At 66.7% G+C, this 18,339-nt stretch carries 19 protein-coding genes; 3 read left to right on the forward strand and 16 right to left on the reverse strand.

Features of this window, described 5'->3' with window-relative positions; genetic code table 11:
• Positions 1–2 precede the first annotated feature (2 nt).
• From VGK20_19250 to VGK20_19300, 11 genes are all read right to left on the reverse strand, one after another.
• The gene (locus tag VGK20_19250; GenBank protein ID HEY2776186.1) at positions 3–437 is read right to left on the reverse strand and encodes an SRPBCC family protein; all 435 of its coding nucleotides are present in this window, start codon (positions 435–437) and stop codon (positions 3–5) included.
• 108 nt (positions 438–545) lie between these two features.
• Positions 546–1,853 carry a HAMP domain-containing sensor histidine kinase gene (locus tag VGK20_19255; GenBank protein ID HEY2776187.1) on the reverse strand — a complete coding sequence of 436 codons (1,308 nt, stop codon included), beginning with the start codon at positions 1,851–1,853 and terminating at the stop codon, positions 546–548.
• On the reverse strand, positions 1,850–2,554 hold the full coding sequence (locus tag VGK20_19260) for a response regulator transcription factor (GenBank protein ID HEY2776188.1): 705 nt from the start codon (positions 2,552–2,554) through the stop codon (positions 1,850–1,852). The genes VGK20_19255 and VGK20_19260 overlap by 4 nt, the downstream gene beginning before the upstream one ends.
• Before the next feature lie 31 nt (positions 2,555–2,585).
• Entirely contained in the window at positions 2,586–3,167 is a 582-nt protein-coding gene (locus tag VGK20_19265; GenBank protein HEY2776189.1) for a Spy/CpxP family protein refolding chaperone, read from the reverse strand.
• A gap of 243 nt (positions 3,168–3,410) precedes the next feature.
• The gene (locus VGK20_19270) at positions 3,411–4,070 is read right to left on the reverse strand and encodes a DUF6064 family protein (GenBank protein HEY2776190.1); all 660 of its coding nucleotides are present in this window, start codon (positions 4,068–4,070) and stop codon (positions 3,411–3,413) included.
• Positions 4,071–4,079: 9 nt separating this feature from the next.
• Positions 4,080–4,670, reverse strand: a complete 591-nt coding sequence (locus VGK20_19275; protein HEY2776191.1) for a thioredoxin family protein — start codon at positions 4,668–4,670, stop codon at positions 4,080–4,082.
• 183 nt (positions 4,671–4,853) lie between these two features.
• Complete coding sequence (locus tag VGK20_19280) at positions 4,854–5,576, reverse strand: hypothetical protein (protein ID HEY2776192.1); 723 nt, start codon at positions 5,574–5,576, stop codon at positions 4,854–4,856.
• 89 nt (positions 5,577–5,665) lie between these two features.
• Positions 5,666–6,139, reverse strand: coding sequence for a nitroreductase family deazaflavin-dependent oxidoreductase (locus VGK20_19285; protein ID HEY2776193.1), 474 nt, complete (start codon positions 6,137–6,139; stop codon positions 5,666–5,668).
• 138 nt (positions 6,140–6,277) lie between these two features.
• Complete coding sequence (locus tag VGK20_19290) at positions 6,278–7,498, reverse strand: cytochrome P450 (GenBank protein HEY2776194.1); 1,221 nt, start codon at positions 7,496–7,498, stop codon at positions 6,278–6,280.
• A 14-nt stretch (positions 7,499–7,512) separates the two neighbouring features.
• Positions 7,513–8,076 (reverse strand): carboxymuconolactone decarboxylase family protein, encoded by a 564-nt coding sequence (locus VGK20_19295; protein ID HEY2776195.1) that lies wholly within the window; start codon positions 8,074–8,076, stop codon positions 7,513–7,515.
• A gap of 57 nt (positions 8,077–8,133) precedes the next feature.
• Positions 8,134–8,946 (reverse strand): SDR family NAD(P)-dependent oxidoreductase, encoded by an 813-nt coding sequence (locus VGK20_19300; protein ID HEY2776196.1) that lies wholly within the window; start codon positions 8,944–8,946, stop codon positions 8,134–8,136.
• Positions 8,947–11,280: 2,334 nt separating this feature from the next.
• Between VGK20_19300 and VGK20_19305 the strand changes: the two genes are divergently transcribed.
• Positions 11,281–11,496, forward strand: coding sequence for a hypothetical protein (locus VGK20_19305; GenBank protein ID HEY2776197.1), 216 nt, complete (start codon positions 11,281–11,283; stop codon positions 11,494–11,496).
• A complete protein-coding gene (locus VGK20_19310) occupies positions 11,477–11,827 on the forward strand; it encodes a helix-turn-helix transcriptional regulator (GenBank protein HEY2776198.1) in 351 nt (116 codons plus the stop codon). The genes VGK20_19305 and VGK20_19310 overlap by 20 nt, the downstream gene beginning before the upstream one ends.
• Positions 11,828–12,074: 247 nt before the next feature.
• Here VGK20_19310 and VGK20_19315 read toward each other — a convergent pair whose 3' ends face one another.
• Positions 12,075–13,655 carry an MFS transporter gene (locus VGK20_19315; protein ID HEY2776199.1) on the reverse strand — a complete coding sequence of 527 codons (1,581 nt, stop codon included), beginning with the start codon at positions 13,653–13,655 and terminating at the stop codon, positions 12,075–12,077.
• 17 nt (positions 13,656–13,672) lie between these two features.
• Between VGK20_19315 and VGK20_19320 the strand changes: the two genes are divergently transcribed.
• Entirely contained in the window at positions 13,673–14,602 is a 930-nt protein-coding gene (locus VGK20_19320) for a class I SAM-dependent methyltransferase (GenBank protein ID HEY2776200.1), read from the forward strand.
• Here VGK20_19320 and VGK20_19325 read toward each other — a convergent pair.
• The 4 genes from VGK20_19325 to VGK20_19340 are packed head-to-tail and all read right to left on the reverse strand — an operon-like array spanning position 14,592 to position 18,276.
• Positions 14,592–15,014 (reverse strand): ester cyclase, encoded by a 423-nt coding sequence (locus tag VGK20_19325; GenBank protein HEY2776201.1) that lies wholly within the window; start codon positions 15,012–15,014, stop codon positions 14,592–14,594. The two genes, VGK20_19320 and VGK20_19325, sit on opposite strands and share 11 nt — an antisense overlap.
• A gap of 1 nt (position 15,015) precedes the next feature.
• The gene (locus VGK20_19330; GenBank protein HEY2776202.1) at positions 15,016–15,522 is read right to left on the reverse strand and encodes a PaaI family thioesterase; all 507 of its coding nucleotides are present in this window, start codon (positions 15,520–15,522) and stop codon (positions 15,016–15,018) included.
• A 10-nt stretch (positions 15,523–15,532) separates the two neighbouring features.
• Positions 15,533–16,984 (reverse strand): tetratricopeptide repeat protein, encoded by a 1,452-nt coding sequence (locus VGK20_19335; GenBank protein HEY2776203.1) that lies wholly within the window; start codon positions 16,982–16,984, stop codon positions 15,533–15,535.
• A gap of 11 nt (positions 16,985–16,995) precedes the next feature.
• Entirely contained in the window at positions 16,996–18,276 is a 1,281-nt protein-coding gene (locus tag VGK20_19340) for a serine hydrolase domain-containing protein (GenBank protein HEY2776204.1), read from the reverse strand.
• Between the last annotated feature and the right edge of the window lie 63 nt (positions 18,277–18,339).

An 18,339-nucleotide genomic window follows, 5' to 3' on the forward strand; every position in this document is an offset into this window, starting at 1 on the left:
GGCTACGCGAGCTGGTCGAGCTTCTGCTTCAGGTTCGCGATCGCTCGCCGGACGTTGAATTTGAAAAACACCGCGGCAACCGGCTCGACGAGGTGCAAGGGGCCGCGCAGGTGAACCTCGACGGTCCACTGCACGCGCGAGCCGCCGCCGTGGTGCGTCACGACGATGGTGTCGGTGGCCGTGGCCGTGGTGCCGCGGCCCAACAGCACGGCGCGACGGTCGGGCTCCCAGGTCTCGACGTGGTACTCGAAGACATTCGTGATCCCGAACATGCGCACGGTCACGAAGAACCGTGTCCCGAGGCCGACGGGACCCGGAATGATCTGTTCCACCTTGGGAATGCTCGGGTCCCAGGCGGGGGCGTTGTTGAGGTTGGCCAGGTAAGGAAACGCCAGCTCGGGTGACGCGCTGGTTTCGAAGCGTTCGTCGAAAGTCACGGCGCGGACTCTAGCAAACGCGCGCGGGTCTTCGGAACGGCGCCTGCGACGGGTGCCACGGCTCCGGCCCGGCCGGGGACGAGTCTTGACCCAGCTTCGCGACGATCGTCACGCCATTGCCAAGGCCACTTCGATGATGGTTCCGCCGCCGTCGCGCGGCAACGCGCGCGCCGAGCCGCCGTGCCCGAGCGCGATGCGTTGCACCAGCGCCAGGCCGAGGCCGACTCCTCCGCCTTCGCCTTCGCTGGTGCCGCTTCGCCGGTAGAACGCGTCGAATACCCGCTCTCGCTCTTCGACGGGAATTCCCGGTCCCCGGTCGAGCACGCGAAGAGTCGCGATGCCGTCCGTTGTGTGCACTTCGGCTTCGATCACCGAGCCGCCGCCGTAACGGCGCGCGTTCTCGAACAGGTTTCGTGCAAGGCGTCGCAGCAGTCGCGCGTCACCGCGAAGCGACACGGCGCTCCCCCCGACGTCGGCGCCGACACGCGCTCCTTCTTCGGCAACGAGCGCAAGCAGGTCCACCTCGTCGCGACGCTCGAGCTGCGGCGACGCATCGAGCCGACTTGCCAGCAGGATCTCGCCGATCAGCTCGTCGAGCTCGTCGATGTCGTGCGCAATGCGTTCGCGCACCTCGGGCCTGGTGCTCTCACCGGCCAGCTCGATGGCCACGCGCATCCGTGCCAGCGGCGAACGCAGCTCGTGGGATGCCATGGCCAGCGCGTCTTTCTGCGCGTGGACGAGCTTCTCGATCCGCTCGGCAGCACGGTTGAAGCTGCGCGCGAGGTCGGCGATTTCGTCGCGGCCTTCGACCGGCACTCGCGCCTTGAGGTCGCCGCGTCCGAGATCGTCGACGCCGCTGCGAAGCCTTTCCAGCCGGTGCGTCAGTCGGTGCGCGACCGGCAGGCTTGCGAGCGCGAGCGCGCCCGCGAGCATCACGATCATCAGCAGCGCGCGGAACGGGCGGTACGGGTGCTCGCTGTCGCGGGCGGCCAGCAGGCGGCGCCCGTCGGGCAATGCCAGCACGGCCACCATTCCATGTCCGGGTGAGTGGCCGATGCCGCTGCCGTCGTCGCCGCCGCGCAGCGGCAGGCGGGGGGCCTCCAGCTTTTCGCCGATGCTGGCGACAGCGGCGCCGCCGCGGTCGAGCAGGGTAAGGTCCGCACCGAACTTGGTCGCCAGCCGCGAGAGCGCGTCCTGCTGCTCGGCAGCAGGATGGTCCGCACCGGGAAGCGCATCGCCGACGAGCTGGGCCACGCCGGCCAGGAACATGTCGGCCTCGCGGTCGCGCGGCGCGATCCACCACACGACGCAGGTTGCGAGCGCGAACAGGCCGAGCGCCATCACGAGCGCGAAATAGATCTGCAGGTGGAGCCGGTGACGCATGCCGTGGCGGCCGGCAGCCGCGGCAAGGCTCACCGCGAGTCCTCGTCCTGGCGTCTTGCGAACAGGTAGCCGGTGCCGCGGATCGTCAGCAGCCGGCGCGGGCTTTGCGGGTCGTCCTCGATGGCGGCGCGGATGCGCGAGACGTGCACGTCGATGCTGCGATCGAAGGCCTCGTGCTCGCTGCCGCGCACGCGGTTCATGATGGTATCGCGCGTCATCACGCGTCCGGCGTTTTCCGCCAGCGCACACAGAAGATCGAACTGGTAGCCGGTCATCGTCTTTTCGGCGCCGTCGATGCGCACGACGCGGGCGTCACGGTCGATCTCGAGGCGGCCGAACCGCAACACCGAATCCGGTGCGCGCCCCGCTGCGCCTGCGCGGCGAAGCACCGCCTTCAGGCGCGCGAGCAGCTCGCGGGGATTGAACGGCTTGGGCAGGTAGTCGTCCGCCCCGAGCTCCAGTCCGACGATGCGGTCGGTCTCTTCACCGCGCGCGGTCAGCATCAGGATCGGCACCGACGATTTCGCGCGGATCGCGCGGCACACGTCGAGCCCGTCGCCGTCGGGCAGCATCACGTCGAGGATCACGGCGTCGAACTCCGAACGGGCGAGCGTGGCCTGGCCGGAAGCCGCGTCGCCGCGCGCAGTGACTTCCATGCCGCTTTTTGCCAGGTACTCGGCGACCATCGCCGAAAGCGCACGGTCGTCTTCGATCATCAGGATTCGCTCGGCCACGTCGGTCTCCGTCCGGGGCCAGCGTACTTGCTCAGGAGCGGCGGCGGAAGCGGTCCAGCCTTTCGAGCAGCTCGCTGCGCTGCGCGGGCGTCAGGACGTCGGCGCTGTCGGCGATCGCCGACGCGACGATTTTCGACATGTTGTCGGCGAGCGAAATCTCCTGCGTGCGGATGTTCTCGATGGCGGTGCGGTCGATCGAGGCCGCCGAGAGCACCGAGCGCAGCTCTTCGCGCGCGGCGCGGTGCCTTTCGACGACCGGAAACAGGTCGCTCACGGCCCCGTCGACGATCTTCTGGACTTTCTCCTGCTGGCCGGTCGATGCGTCGAGGTGGCGCAGCGCGAACGAGACGACGAAGTCGGCGCGGTCGCGGGCGTCCTCGGCGCTCACCGGGCCGTCGCCGCCGGAGCGCGGCCCTGCCAGGGCACCGAAAGCGGCCTCGGCCGCCGGCATCGTCGCGCCGATCGCGAAACCGATGAGGCCGGCACCGAGGATGCCGAGCACGACACCGGCGGCAAAGCCGCGGCGCTTCTGGCGGATCGTGCAGGGCGGGGCTTCGTCGTCCGCGGGCGTATGGGAAGCAGGGGGAAGAGCGGGAATCGTCGTGTCGTTCATTGCTGCGTCTCCTTTCTCGTCGATGCCCTCACAGGCGAGCGCATCGTGGCGGAGCCTGGCTTCTCGAGTTCGTCGCAAAGGTAAAGTTTCGTGAAGCGCAGTGGTGGGCGCCACAGGTGACGGGAAATCACCGCCAGTTGCACGACTGTCGAGCCGGCTTGGGGGGCACGGCCGGCTTGGGGAGCACGACCGTCGCCGGGGATCCAGGCTGCCGCGAAAAGGTGCCGCAGCGAGCTGTGGGACTCATTGGACCGTCTGGATCGAGTCCGGGTCGTCCTCGGTCGGAGTCATCGTCAGCACCAGCGCGGCCGCGACGATCAGCCCGATGTCTTCGCGAATCCTCAGCTCGAACGCGAGCCAGGTGCCGATGATGGTCCAGAACAGCGGCACGACGAAAAGCACGCGCGCGTAAGGCGCACGCGTGAGCAACAACATTCCGAACGTGAAGATCGTGACGGGCGTCGGCACGCCGAAGCTCGGCGACGTCGGATGCGCGTGACCGAGCAGCGCCGCCAGCGAAGGATAGGCGACGAGCGCATAGAAGATCAGCATGATGCCGGCAAGGTGGCGCGGACCGTTGTGGGCCCAGAAGCGCACGTCATGGCGCAGCACGCCGAAATGCAGCAGGAATGCGGCCTGGAGCGCGAAGATCCCTCCGAAGAGATAGCCGAGCGGAGTGATGCGGCTCAGGAACCCGCTGCTGTAGATCAGCCCCGACCATGCCCACAGCAGCGACATCAGCGCGGCGGCAACGCGGTCGCGGCGAGGTCCGGGGAACAGCGCGAGGCAGACGGTGCCGAACGCGATGAGGCTCAGGATTTCGGGCGCCGGCCACAGCGCCTGGTTGTACGCGGTGAAGACGCCGAGGAATTCGTCGCGTCCGACGTTCAGTGGCAGCGGCATCGTGCCGCCTCAGCCGAAGTAGTCGGGCTCGTTGCCGGGCGCCCACTTGATGTTGCAGCCAATGCTCGGGTGCTGGTCCGAATCGACGTGGCGCCCGTCGAGCACCGCGTCGATTGCGGCGCGAAGCTCGTTGCCGGTGACCGGGACGCCACTGCCAGGGCGGCTGGCGTCGAGGCGCCCGCGGTAGACGAGGCTGCGCCACTGACCGCCGGAGCTCTCGAACAGGAAGAAATCGGGAGTGCACGCCGCGTGGTACGCCTTGGCTACCTCCTGCGTGGAATCGAACAGGAACGGGAATTTCCAGCCGAGACGGGTGGCCAGGTCGCGCATGTGCTCCGGCCCGTCCTGCGGATGGCTGGCGATGCTGTTCGAGTTGATCGCAACGATCGAGATGCGCCCTTCGTAGTCGCGCTGCAGCTCGGCGAACTGGTCGCGCACGTGCACGACGAACGGACAGTGGTTGCAGAGGAACATCACGAGCAGCGGAAGCCGCTGCGGCAAATCGGCCAGCGAGAACGTGCGGCCGCCGACGGCATCGACGAGGCGGAAATCCGGCGCCGCCGTCCCGAGCTCGAGCATGTCGGACGCCGTCTGCACCATCGTGCCTATCCCAAAGCGGAAATTGGGGACAGGCACAACCCGCAACCGGCGCGCGGTCGCGGTGTGCGACAGAAAGGGATTTTTCGCGGGAGGCGGCGACGAGGACCGGTACGGAAGTTCATGGCAACTCGCGCGCTGGCGCGAGCCCGCTTCGCGACATCCGTGCCGGTCCCCTGCGTCCCGCTAGAAAACGTACTCGAAGCCAATGCCGCCGGGGACTGCCGCCAGGTGAAACTCGGGCGGATCCATCGCGGCCGGCCGTCCGTCGAACTGGCTCTGGTAGTCGTCCCAGTCCGAGATCGCCCGCGTCGGGTGCGTCCAGATGTGCGCCTCGGCCGAAACTTCGCTGATGCCGAAGTCCCTCCATCCGATTTTCCTTTCGCCGAAACCGTACGCCACTCCGAGGCCGACGCCGAGATTGAGCGTGAGGCTCGTCAGGTGCTGCTTCCACGAATACCGCATGTGGCTGATCTGCGCCTGTTCGCGAAGGGTTTTCTCGGCCAGCGCGAGGCGCTCGGCGCACCCCTGCGGCGTGGCCTTCGAGATCGAGCGCATCGGTGCGGAGCCGTAGATCGCGGCATGTGGCCGCAAAAGCAGCTGAGCGATTCCGACGGCGCTCTTTCCCGCCTGGAAGCCGGCTGCAGCCTGGCGGCCGTCGTCGTGCTGCGTGATCGCTTTATAGGTCTCGTAGCCGACGCCGATCGAGAAGACGCTCATCCAGCTTCCCCACCACCAGTCCATCGCGCGCTTTCCTTCGTCGAGGCGGGACTCGAGGAACTTCAGTCGCGCTTCGGTGTTGGGATCGCAGGTCTGTGCGACCGCACGGGCAGACGGGACGACGACGAGAGCCGCGACGAGGAGCGCGGCAATCATGCGGGATTCGGTTTTCGAGCGACGGTGGAGCATTGGGACCTCCGGGTCGGTACGCGTCCTCGGACGGCGCGACCGCTTTCGTTCGATCATTGGGGACGGAGTTGGTTCATGCGGCGGCTGGCTCAGCGCGGGTCGAGGATCAGCACAGGGATGTCCCGCGTCGTACGCGCCTGGTAATCGGAATAGTCCGGATACATCCTGCACAGCAACGGCCAGTAGCGCTCTTTTTCTTCGTTTGTCCCCCGTCGCGCCGTCATCGGACGCCGTGTGGCCCCGATCTCGATCTCGACGTTGGCGTCCGCTTCGACGTTCTTCACCCACTGAGGGTCCCCGGCCATTCCGCCCTGGGAGCCGACGACCACGACGCGGGGTCCGTCCTCGAGGTAGAGAAGTGGCGCCGTTCGCTTCTGTCCCGACTTCCGGCCGGTAGTCACCAGCAGCAGGATCGGCGCGTTGTACATCCAGCGCCCGCCGATGCGCCCGCCGCTCAGGCGGTAAATCCAGGCGTTGACGGCCGACATCACGTGGATCAGCGGCTTGGCGATCCTCTCCTCACTGGCGGTAAACGGACGCGGCATTTTTGTGGCCTGGGTCATTGTGTTCCTCTTTACTGCCGGCCGCTGCTGCCGCAAACGCCGCGGCCCCTCCTTCGGGCAACGGCCATGCGGCGGGCGGCCGATATCGAGGCGCCGCAGGCGCCGGTGCGCTCAGCAGCGCCGCGGGCGCTGAAGCGCTCAGCAGCAGGAGATCTCGAGGGACTCGAGCCCGCGAAACACGAACTGGTCGCGAAAACGCGCCGGGCCGGCGGCCTCGATGCGGGAGAAACGTTCGAGAAGGCGCGAAAGCGTCGCGACGGCTTCGCCGCGGGCGAGGCTGGCGCCGAGGCAGAAATGAATTCCGCTGCCGAACGAAAGCGGCTCGATGCCCTGCCTGCGGACGTCGAGTCGGTCCGGCTCGGCAAAGCGTGCGGGGTCGCGATTGGCAGCTCCGAGGATGGTCAGCACGCCGTCGCCGGCAGCAATCGGGTGGCCGGCAATTTCCATGTCCTCGAGCGCCGAACGGCCGCTCAGCAGGATGGAGCCGTCGAAACGCGCCAGCTCTTCGACCGCGTTCGGGATTCGCGACGGATCCTCGCGAAGAAGGGCGAGCTCGTCGGGATTGGCCAGCAGGTGGTGCATGCCGTTGCCGATCAGGTTGGTCGTCGTCTCGAAGCCTGCACCGAACAGCAACAGGCTCATCTGCACGATCTCGTCGTCGCAGAGGCGGTCGCCTCCTTCCTCCGCCTGCAGCATGCGGCTCATCATGTCGTCGCAGGGCTGCTTTTTCTTTTCGCGCAGCAGCTCCTCGAAGTAGTCGACCATCCAGCGCGCGGCGACGTCGGCGACCTCGACGTCCTCGCGCGTCACATTCATCTCGAGCGTGCGCGTGTTGGCGCGCACGGCGTCGCGAAACGGCGCGCGATCGGCCTCGGGTACTCCGAGAAGGTCGCCGATCACCGTGACCGGAAGCGGGAAAGCGAGCGCATCGAGAAGCTCTCCGCCGCCGGCTTCGGCGAGCGGATCGAGAAGGCGGTCGACGGTCGCGGCGATGCGCGGCATCAGCTTTTCGACGGTGCGCGGGGTGAAGGCCCGGGCCACCAGGCGTCGCAGCCGCGTGTGCTGGGGCGGATTGGCGAACAGCAGCGAGCTGTCGCCGTAGGCGAGCGAGAGATGGTCCCTCCAGTCGTCGAAGCCGAGCCGTTGCATCGCGCCCGGCCAGTCCTTTCCGCCGCGCGAATCGCGCAGTGCCGCATGGCAGTCGTCGTAGCGCGTCAGCACCCAGATACCGAGGCTGCAGCGGAAGACCGGCGCGGCGCTTCGCACGTCGTGAAGCGTCGCGTAAGGATCGCGGCGCACCTCCGCATCGGTGACGAGAGTGAGGAAGGCCGCGTCGGCTCGCGCCGGATCCTCTGCCATTCGCTGCGCCGTGCTCACTGCTGGGGCCGCCCCTTGAGCGAGTCGACGACGCGGGTGCCGACCGGCTCGTCCAGCTCGGTGTCGGTGCACTCGGTCAGCCGTGCGAGCATCTGGTAGTAGCCGATCGTCAGGATCGTCTCGACGATCTCGCGGTCGCTGAAGTGACGCTTCATCGCGGCAAAAACGGCGTCGCTGCAGCGGACGTTCTTCGCACTGTCGTCGACGAACGCGAGGAAGGCTTTTTCTTTTTCGTCGAAGCAAGAGGCGGTGAGATTTCCCTTCTCGACCGCGTCGATCTGCTCGCGGGTGGCGCCGCAGGCCTCTGCGATCGGCACGTGCTGGATCCACTCGTAACGGCCGCCGTAGGACGCCGCGGCCATCAGGATCGCGTATTCGCGAAGCTCGGAGTCGAGCTGCTGCGCCGAAAGGATCGAGCTGCCGAGCGACATCAGCGGCCTCATGCTCGTCTGCGCATGGGCCATCATGCGGAAGATGTTCAGCTTGACCGGCAGCGCGCGGAAGATCGCCTGCAGGTCTTCGGGGGCGGATTCCATGTTCAGCGGTTCGATTCTCGGCATGAATGCTCCTTGCACGTTGCGGCAGAGTTGTGGCAACTTTGTGGCTGAAACCCGCGTTCAGGCCATGAAGAGGCCGCCGTTGGTGTCCAGCGAAACTCCGTTGATGTACGAGGCATCGTCGGATGCCAGGAATGCGATCGCGGCTGCCTGCTCCTGCGGCGAAGACAGGCGGCGGATCGGCATGAAGTACTCGTAGGCGGCAATCCGCCTGGCACGCGCCTGCGCTTCTTCATCCGAGCGCGACTGGCGCACGCCGCCGGCGCGGATCATCGGCGTGTCGACTCCGCCCGGGCAGATCGCGTTGACGCGCACTCCGCGCGGGCCGTAGTCGAACGCAAGGTGGCGCGTCAGCCCGAGCAGCCCGGCTTTGCTCGACGTGTACGCAAGTCCGCCGTTGGCGCTCTTGCTGCGGCCGGCCAGCGACGAGACGTTGACGACGGCGCCGCGGCCGCGCGCGGCCATGCCGGGAAGAATGGCGCGGCACGTGTGGAAAGGACCGCTCAGGTTGACGGCAAGGATGAGGTTCCAGCGATCGTCGTCGAGCCCCTCGATGCCTTCGATGCCTGCCGTGTCCCCGATGCCGGCGACGTTGGCGAGGATGTCGACCGGGCCGAGCGCGCTTTCGGTGGCCGAAACGGCATCGGCGACGCTGCGGCTGTCGGCGACGTTGCACTCGATTGCGGCGGCGTGAGCGCCGGTCTCCCTGGCTTCTTCGCTCACCGCTGCTGCGCCCGCGCCGTTTCGGTCGACGCACGCGACGGCTGCCCCTTCCCGCGCCAGGCGCAGCACCGTTGCGCGGCCGATTCCGCTGGCCGCCCCGGTGACGAACGCGACGCGCCCGTGAAAGCGGGCACTGCTGGAAGTTCCCATTGCGGCCCTGATAGCGGTCGCGCGCGGCGTCGTCCAGATGACGCCGCCGCTAGCGAGTCCTCGGCAGCTGGCCGGCTGGGCGAACGAGCATCTGGTGAAAAAAGAGAGTCCGGACTCGTGACGGCCAGAGAAAGCCTTCGGACTGGTCGGGTTACGTGTCGAAACGCATTGCGACCGAAAAATGGGGACTCCATTCGGTGGGTGTACCATCAGCGGTGTGCCGCAATCGCTCTCTCGTGCCGCGCACCTGGCGTTCTGATCCTGAGGACCTTGATGCGGTGCTCCGGGTTTCGCTGGTCGTTTCGCGGACGGTGTCGTCGGCCAACGTTCGGCCGACTGAACTTGAAGGGGCTGTTAAACGCCGGACTGGTCCGACGGGCCACGGCGGCACTTTCCAGTGCCACTCTCGCTCTCTGAGTGCGCTCTTTCGGAGAGACTCGCGAGATTGTTTAACGGCGAACTGTTAAACACCGCACCGCCAGTTCGGGGGAAACTCAGCGTCGCAGGGATTGACACGGGGAAAGCAGAAGCGCACTTCTCGACCCGGCGCTACAGCGCCATGCGTTTCGCGGATCAAGTTCCGAAAGGAGGTTGTTCCTGGTGATCGAGGAGTAAGACATGGACACGCCACCGGGTCAGAACCGGCGCCGCCCAGCGTGACCTTGCCGCGGCGCCTTTCGAAAAGGTCATCTTCTGTAGAACGCTCCGGGTTCGGTCCGGAGTCATTCGAGCCGATGTGCTCACACTGTGAAAAGCCTGCCCGCGGGAACGTGAGGCAGGCTTTTTTTACGCAAAGGCAGGGCCAGGTTACACCCGCGCAGTACTCGAGTCCGCGTGAGCGCGGAAGGCGCCAACGTGGCCGCCGTCGCAAGACATCGGCGACAGTTCCGTCGCTCATCAACTGGTACTCGTTTCCGAGGCAGCAGTGGTCGACGAAACCGCCAGGTCATTGGATTCAGAACTGGCAACCCTTTCACGGCAGAGAGCGCATGGGCCTCGTGGCGTATACTGACGGCAGTCCCTTTGTTTCGATCAGCGCCGCCTCGTTGAACGTGCTCCCGCAAGATCCGATCCCGTTGCCCACTTCAGACGCAGCGTATTTCAATCAGGTTCCGTCCGTCATCGTTCAACTGATCGATTCGGATGGACTTTGCCTAATGAGCGAGTTTCCGGCTTCGTCGACCACGGCGAACACCTCGCGGCAGTTCGTCGCCAGAATTCCGTAACCGGTCGGTCGTAGGACCATCACTTGGGTCTGGACCGGCTCGATGCTGTAAATTCCCGTTGTGCGCGGCTTACCTCGTAGAGGTCAGAGCGTCGCAACGTCACGACTGCACGAGCAGACTACTGCTGCGCTATAAACTCCCGAAACTTACCGGATGGCTTCTCGAGTCGGACCGTGACTCCGCGCATTCCATAAGAAGCACCCTTGGGGCGCGATTCCCAGATGACCACATCCCACGAGTCTCCGCGGTCCGTCACGTGACTTTTGAGGGTTGGCGACGACACATTCACCGCTCCAACGTCCGCAGCATATTTCTTGCCGAGCGCGATGATCTCGGGCTCAGTCAAGATTCGCTGCACTTCGGCTACGGTGTCGTTGACTGGGGTCGCTCGCTTACTGGACGGTTTATCGGGGTCATCGGCAAAACAGACCCACGCGCCTTGGAGCGCGACGACAATCGAGAGCTCGCGACGAGCGCGTCTCGGCTTATCAGAGGTCTGCGAGCCATTCCTTCTCTCACTCCGGACCCCGGACTGCCGGGCGCCAAATCTCGATCAGCGGCCGCCCACGTACGCTACAAACTCATACAGCGCCTCGTCTTGGCCTGTGTTGATACGCCAGGCGCCAGTGTACGAGCCTGCCGGCATGCTGACTGTTCCGCCGAGCTCACAGACGGTTGCATGACCGGCGAGAAAATCGACTACCGTCATAGACGGTAGCGTGATGGTCTGGTCTGCGACAGTCCGCTGGTCTGTCGCGGGTACGTGATAGGCGTTGCTCAGGAACTCGGGACGGCCAGCGGAGAGAGATTTCTGTCACCAAAAACCGGGGGTGCCGAGAGAATCGGTCATGATCCCGTACGGCTAGGATCCCGCGGCAGGGGAAATTCGCGCCGCCCGATAGGACAATATGGCTGGGCTGCAGCTGTTTTCCCGGGGAATTCGAAAACTGACGCGGTAAGTCCCGGGAATGCCCCTCGATTCAGCGCCCCCTCGGGCCGGCCCCTCTTGCTGGGCCGATTGGTGGGCCTCCTGCCTGAGCGCAACGCCGCTCCGCCCCGGAACCTTGGGCACTATTGTGTGCGTATCCCAGAAATGGGATAAGGGCTCGTGGCCCGGCCCCCGGCGAAAGGTGAACGTCCGCTTGATTGGGTCGGTTCCTCGAAGAACGACTTTCTGGCCTTTCCGGAGTACGTCCTGCACGCCTTCCAGAAGAAGTCGCCGAGCGGGACTCGAACTGCCCGCGGGGATGCCGAACAGGTCGAGCGCCGGTTGAAAATCGCGCAGCAGGACTACGAGGCACGATATGGCAAGCGCAAGAACTAAGAAGGCCGGAGATGAGACCATCACGCGTGGTACGACCAATGTGTTTGCCGATCTCGGCTATGCGGATGCCGAAGAGCGACAGACAAAGCTGCGGCTCGCGCACGCAATCAATGCGATCCTCGAGCAGCGGCATCTAGTGCAGGCGGACGCAGCAAAGGTGCTGGGTGTCAACCAGCCGAAAGTCTCGGCATTGACCCGCTACAAGCTCGACGGGTTCTCGGTCGAGCGGTTGATGCTTTTCCTGACGTCTCTTGATCGGGATGTGGAGATTGTGATCAAGAAGAAAAGGTCGAATCGGAAGCCGGCGCGCATCTCTGTCATTGCTGCGTAGCTGGCTAGCCCAGCGTCCCGATCAACACGCTATATCGCCCACGGGCTGCATCTCTATTCGGACCTCACCGAGTGGGCGCAACGAATGCCTGACGCTTCCGCGGGCAGATCCTACGGCCAGTCGCTAGACACTCTCTCGGGAGTGATTTGGATGGTTTAACTCGCATCACAACACCGACGCGTTCGGAAAGTACTTCTGCCTCCGCTGGCGCACCACGGACGCCGAAAGCGTCCGCCATGCAAAAGGATCAGCGCGGGGGAAGCGGCGCCGACCGTGCATCGGCCCGGCGCTGGTCCTCGCCGATACTGAGGCAGGCGGCAGCAAGAAAGACGAGGCCGAAGCCGTCGCCGATCAGGCTACCGGCCATCAGCGCACTTCCGAGCGAGCCGAGCACCTGCGACAGCCTGCCGACGACGTACGGTCCGAGCGCGAGCCCGATAAACGTGATCACGAGCAGGTACACCGCGCCCGCGCTGCCGCGCAGCGCCGGCGGCACGAGGTCGTGCACGCATGCGATGCCGGCTCCGATCCAGGCCGACGAGACGAACATCAGCGGAGCGACGATGACAAACGCGACGGCGTTCGACGAAGAGGCGAGTACCGCGGCAACCAGCGGCGGCGTCGCGCAAGCGACGAGCATGCCGGTCCACAGGCGTCCGCGCACGTCACGCTGGCGCAGCACGTCGGCGAGCGCGCCGCCTGCATTGACGCCGAGCCATCCGGCCACGGCAGCGATTCCGCCCACCGTGAATCCGACCTCGGAGGCAGGAATGCCGCGCACGCGCATGAACCACGGCGCAGCCCAGTAGCCGACCGAGTAGCCGGTGAAAGCAAGGAATCCGAAGCCGGCGGCCGCGCGACGCAATGTCCGTACATGAAGGATTTCGCGCGCCGTAGCGGGATCGCGACGCGACAGCGCCTGCACCCACGACGTTGCTGCGTAGACGCCGACGCCAACGGCGCTCCATTGCGCTGCATCCGAGGTTGCTGCCGCCAGCAGCCACGCCGGGATCGCGATCGGGATCGCAGCGGCAACGTTGCGTGCGAGCGCGCCGCGGCCGCCTTCGGTTGCCGCCGTCCACAGCGTCAGCGGAGGCAGCACGGCCCGCAGCTCGCGGAAAAACTCGGCGCCTGGCGAGACCGGTGCCGCTTTGGCGGTGCCTTCGCGCAGCGGCTCGCGAAGCGATCGCGTCCACGCCGCGACGAGCAGGCCGGGAAGCCCGACGACGAGAAACGCGACCTGCCATCCGCGAAGCCCCCACGGCGTGGCGGCGCCGACAAAAGCCGCATCCCAGCGGTCGACGATCTGGCCCCCGAGCATCAGCCCGAGGCCCGCCCCGATGTAGATGCCGCTCGAGTAGATCGCGAAGACCGTCGCGCGCCGTGCAGGCGGATACCAGTCCGAAAGCAGCGAAAACGCCGCGGGGGACGCGCTGGCCTCGCCGACGCCGACTCCGATCCGCGCGGCGGCGAGCGTGCCGAAGCCGCGCGCGAACCCGGAGCACGCCGTCATTGCGCTCCAGAAGGCCAGTCCGACGGCGATCAGCGAGCGCCGCGTCCACACGTCCGCAAGGCGCCCGAGCGGAATCCCGAACAGCGCGTAGAACACCGCGAAGGCCGTGCCGAACAGGAAACCCATCTGCGAGTCGGAAAGACCGAGGTCCGCGCGGATGCGCTCGTTCAGGATCGACAGGATCTGGCGATCCAGGAAGTTGAGAACGTAGACGACGACGAGAACGCCCAGGGCGTAGTGCGGATACCAGCCGTCACCTGCTCGCGTGCTGCCGGGCGTTTCGCCGTCGGGACTGGCAGCGGGCGGTACGGCCATGCTAAGGCGGACCCTGCATGAACGCCGCTCCTCACGCCAGCCGCATCGTCATCGACGCCTGTCCTTTGTGCGGCGCGACGAAGTGGTCGTTGCATTGTGGCGCGGCCTCGCGGTCGCGCGGCGGTGAAGGCACGAGCGGGCGTCCCCTCGACGGCGAGGACTCGTCCGAAGCCGAGTGGGTTCGCTGCCAGTGCGGGCTCGTCTTCAAGCACCGCGAAGCAATCGACGCCGTCGACGCGCACGGCGACGGCGACGCGGCGCACGCGGGCCACTACGATTCGCGCTATTTCGGCCGTTATGCGCGGCGCCGGCGCCGCCGCGTTCGCAAGGCGCGGCGCCAGATCCTCGATGCGCTGGAGTTCGCACCGCAAGGCCGTCTTCTCGATGTGGGGTGCTCGCTCGGTTACACGATGGAGGCGGCACGCAGCCTCGGGCTCGAGGCCTGCGGTGTCGATGTCTCGGCCGTTGCCGTCGAAGAATGCCGGCGGCGCGGGCTCGAGGCCCGCGCCGGAACGTTGGAACAGCTGCCGTGCGAGGACGGGAGCATCGCGGTCGCAGTGCTCAAGCACGTCTTCGAGCACACTCCGGCCCCGCGCGCCGCGCTCGGCGAGCTGAGGCGCGTGCTCATCAAGGACGGAGCGGTGTTCCTGGCCGTGCCGAACCTCGGTTATTTCAAGGCAGCACGAAGCCCGCAGACCTCGCGGTTCTTTCGCGGCGAGGCCGGCCGTGCGCACTTCGTCTATTACACGCCGGCAACGCTCGCGCGCCTGCTCGAAAGCGAGGGTTTCGTCGTCTGCAGCGTGCACCCGTTGCTGCGGCACCGAAGAGCGGGCCCGCTGCGCCGGCTGCTCGAGGCAGCGCAGGCGCCGCTGCGCGCGCCGTTTCGCGCGCTCGTGGACGTGCTCGGCCTGCGCAAGGAATTCTGGCTCGTCGCCGTCAGGATGTGAGCTGGCGCAGGATGGTCGCCGTGTCGAAATAGACGCGCTCGCAGACCAGGTCGCGGTCCTCGAACACGAAGAACGCGGCCATCCGGCACCGGAACTCGCGACCGGTCGGATCGAGTCCCGCCAGCGGCCCGTTGTGGGTGCCGAGCAGCCAGAACTCCGCAACCACGGCGTCGTCGCAGTGATGCAGCGCGATCAGCTCGTTGCGCTGGTCGGGAAAGGCCGCGCGGCTGGTACGGAAATACTCCGAGACCTCCGCGGCCCCGTCGTGCACCTGCCCGGTCGCGATCAGCTCGTAGCGCGGATGCCGGAACGTGGCGAGCGTACGCTCGAACTCGTGGACGTTCTCGGACTCCATGTGCTCGCGCACGGTGCGCTCGCGGTGGGCACGCAGCTCCTGGTCGCTCGTCGTCATTTCATGTCTCCGGTTCGGCCCTTGGTGCCTCGACGATCGTCGCCTTGGCCAGCGCGAGCAGCTCTGCGCCGACGCCGGCAAGGAAGCGGATCTGGATGTGGCGTGTGCGCCCGGTGCGATGGATCACTTCGCCTTCGCAGACGAAGTGGTCCTTGATCGGGCGGAAATAATCGAGCGAAAGGCTCGCGGTGTTGAGCCAGGTCGTCGGTGGCTCGCCGCGATGCGCGGCACGACCGGTGAACACCGCGATGAAGTCGGCATACACCGGCGTGAAGCCGCCGAAGAGATCGCCGCGGGGATTGCGCACCTGGGCCGGCAGGTGGCAGGCCACGCGCAGGAAACCTTCGCGCTCTTCGAGCAGGTCCCAGTCGTAGGCTTCGAGGAAATCGCCGATCGGATGACCGTGCCCGATCACCCGGCGCGGATCGCTCGTGTGCCATTTGCGCACCAGGGCCTCGAGCGGATGAGCGCCGCGGTCCTTTCCCGTCGTCGGTGGTGTGGGCGGCATCGGCGCCTGGTCAGTTCTGCGCCGGCACGTCGCCGGCGGGCACTTCGGAGCCGGCAGAAGGCGCTGGCTGCGATGGCGAAGCAGCAGACGGAACGCCCGCCGGTGTCAACGTGCCTTGCTGGGCAGCGGCGCCGGCCGACGGAGCCTTCGACTCGGTCGGCTTCGCTGCGTCCGCGTCGGCTTTCTTCCTGGCTTCTTTCTGGGCATCGTCGCGCGCCTGGATGGCCTGGGCCGTCGTGCGCTGCGTCGTCGCGTCGGCGGTCTTGCCGGCCTTTTCGAGGGAATCGGCCAGGGCCAGGCGGTTGTCGGCGACGTCGGGCGCCAGGTCTACCGACTTGCGCAGCGCATCGATGCTCGAGTCGATGGTGCCGAGGTCGTAGCGGCAAAGGCCGATGTAGTACCACGCGAACGCGGCCAGCGACGGGTCGAGCTGCATCGCCTGCCACAGCGCAGGCTCTGCGTCGGCCGGTTTTCCCAGCTCGCGATAGACGATGCCGCGGTTGTAGTAGATCTGCGCGGCGAGCTTTTTCGTCTCGGCGTCCTGCTTCGGCAGCGGGCCGGGCATTTTCGAAAGCGCGATGTCGTAGGCCGCAAGCGCTTTCTGCGGCAGGCCGTGTCTCTGGAAAATGAACCCGAGCGCTGCCTGGTTGTCGTAGGAATCCGGCCTCTCCTGCACGAGCTTGAGGTACGGAGCGAGGTTTTCCTTGAGCAGGCCGCGCGCAGAGTTGAGCGCGTCGGTCGTCATCGCGTTCGCGGGCTCCATCGCGAGCGCACGCTCGAGAGTCTCGATGCCTTTGCCGTAGTTCTCGGCCTGGCAGTACGTGATGCCGAGGGCCTGCACGAATTCGGCGCGCTTGGGGTCGAGTGCGATCGCGCGCTGCAGCGTTGCGATCGCCCTCGGATACTCCTGGCGGCCCCGGTACGACCACGCGAGATAGTAGAGCGCGACGGGATCGTTCGGCCGCGCCGCCAGTACCTTGTTCGCCGATTCCTCGGCGTCGCCGAAATCGCGCAGCGTCACGAGAAGGCGCATCAGCTCGACCTGGGGCTCGATCGACGAGGGATCGAGCTCGTAGGAGCGGCGGCAGTCGCCGACCGCGTCGAACCATTCTTTCCTGGCCGCGCGATCGCGGCAGCGTGCCAGCAGATGGGCAGGATTGTTGTTGTCGAACTTGTCGGGCGCAGGAGCAGTGGCCGGCGGCGCCGGACCTGCCTGCAACTGCACGTGTCCTTCGCCCGGAGCCAGCGACGGCACCGGCGCCACGCTGCCTTGCGGCGCCGCACCGGGCTTGGCCTGCGCCTGTGCCTGCGCTTCGGCTGCATGACGGGCAGCAGCCGGCCCTTCCTCGACGCTCTCGACCTTGTGCATCGAAGCGCAGCCGGCGGCCACGCAGAGCATGGCCGCGCAGGAAGCCGCGCGCACGAAATACACGCTGGAGGAAACTGGACGAAAGGCGGTCACGACGCGGGACTTCAGCGCCGGTCCGCGCAGCGCACCGCTGCGGTGCTGACACGCACGATGCGCAGATCGCCGAACGGAGTTCCGACCCCGCTGTTGAGCGTAAGCGCGACTGCCAGGTTGCGATCGAGGTCGGCCCAGGCCCCCGAGCCTCCGAATCCGAAATGGCCGATGCCGCGCCCGACGCCGACGCCGAGTCCCATCGTGAACGGGCGGTGATAACCGAGCCTCCACTGCATCGGGAACGGAACGACGCGGTCGATCGTGCGGTTCTGGACGGCCGATGCCTTGTGCAGCGTCTTCTCGGACATCAGGCGCACGCCGTTGCTCTCCCCGCCTGCCGCAAGCGTCGCATACATCGTCGCGAGCGCGCGGGCGGTGAACAAGCCGTTGGCCGACGGAATGCACGCTGCGGCGAACTCCGGCGAGTTGAAATCGAGCTCGTCGATGCCGTGGGGGATCAGCGCGCGCTCGGCTTCGCGAAGGTCCACGGGGATCCCGAGCATGCGCAGCCAGCGATTGACGACTCCAAGGTAGCTTCGCGTGCGGTCGGCGCCGCCTTTCTGCCCCTGCATGCCGCCGAGGATCAGCGGGGCCTTGTGCACCAGCGCGGCTTCCGGACAGCCGACGTGGAATCCCTCGAGACCGAGCGGCTGGGTGATCTCCTCGTCGAGCACCTGCGCGAACGGTTTTCCCGTCACGCGGCGCACGATCTCGCCGACGAGGTAGCCGTACGTCAGGCCGTGGTACCCGTGGTACTTGCCGGGCTCGTGAATGGGGTGGGCCGCCTCCAGGGCGTGCACCATGTATTCCCAGTCGAGCATCCGGCGCGCGTGATCGATCATCCCGCGGATGTCGTAGAGGCCCGCCTCGTGGCACATCACCTGGCGGATCGTGATCTTGTGCTTGCCGCCGTGCGCGAACTCGGGCCAGTGCTTCGCGACCGGCTCGTCGTAGTCGACGAGGCCCTTGTCGGCAAGGATGTGAAGCACCGTCGAGGCGACGCCCTTGGTCGTCGAGTACGAGATCGACGCCGTCTGCGCCGTCCACGGCGTGCCCCGGTCGTCGATGGTTCCTCCCCAGAGGTCGACGACCTTGCGGCCGCGATGGAAGATGCAGAGCGCGGCTCCGCCGGGTCCCGGCGACGGGATCAGCGACTTGAACAGGCGCGCGACCGACCAGAAATCCGGGTGAATGTAGCCTTCGACCTGGCTCGCGCTGCGCGAGCCGGACGCCAGGCGCAGCACCGGCGCCGCACCGGTTACCGCATCATTCGAAGAGAAAAACGAAGCCATCTGGTTCCGACCGCCCTGCGGTTACTCCCAACCTATAATCATCGACCGGCGCCATGGCACGGC

The sequence above is a fragment of the Candidatus Binatia bacterium genome (genome assembly GCA_036493895.1).
Taxonomy (GTDB): domain Bacteria; phylum Desulfobacterota; class Binatia; order UBA1149; family CAITLU01; genus DATNBU01.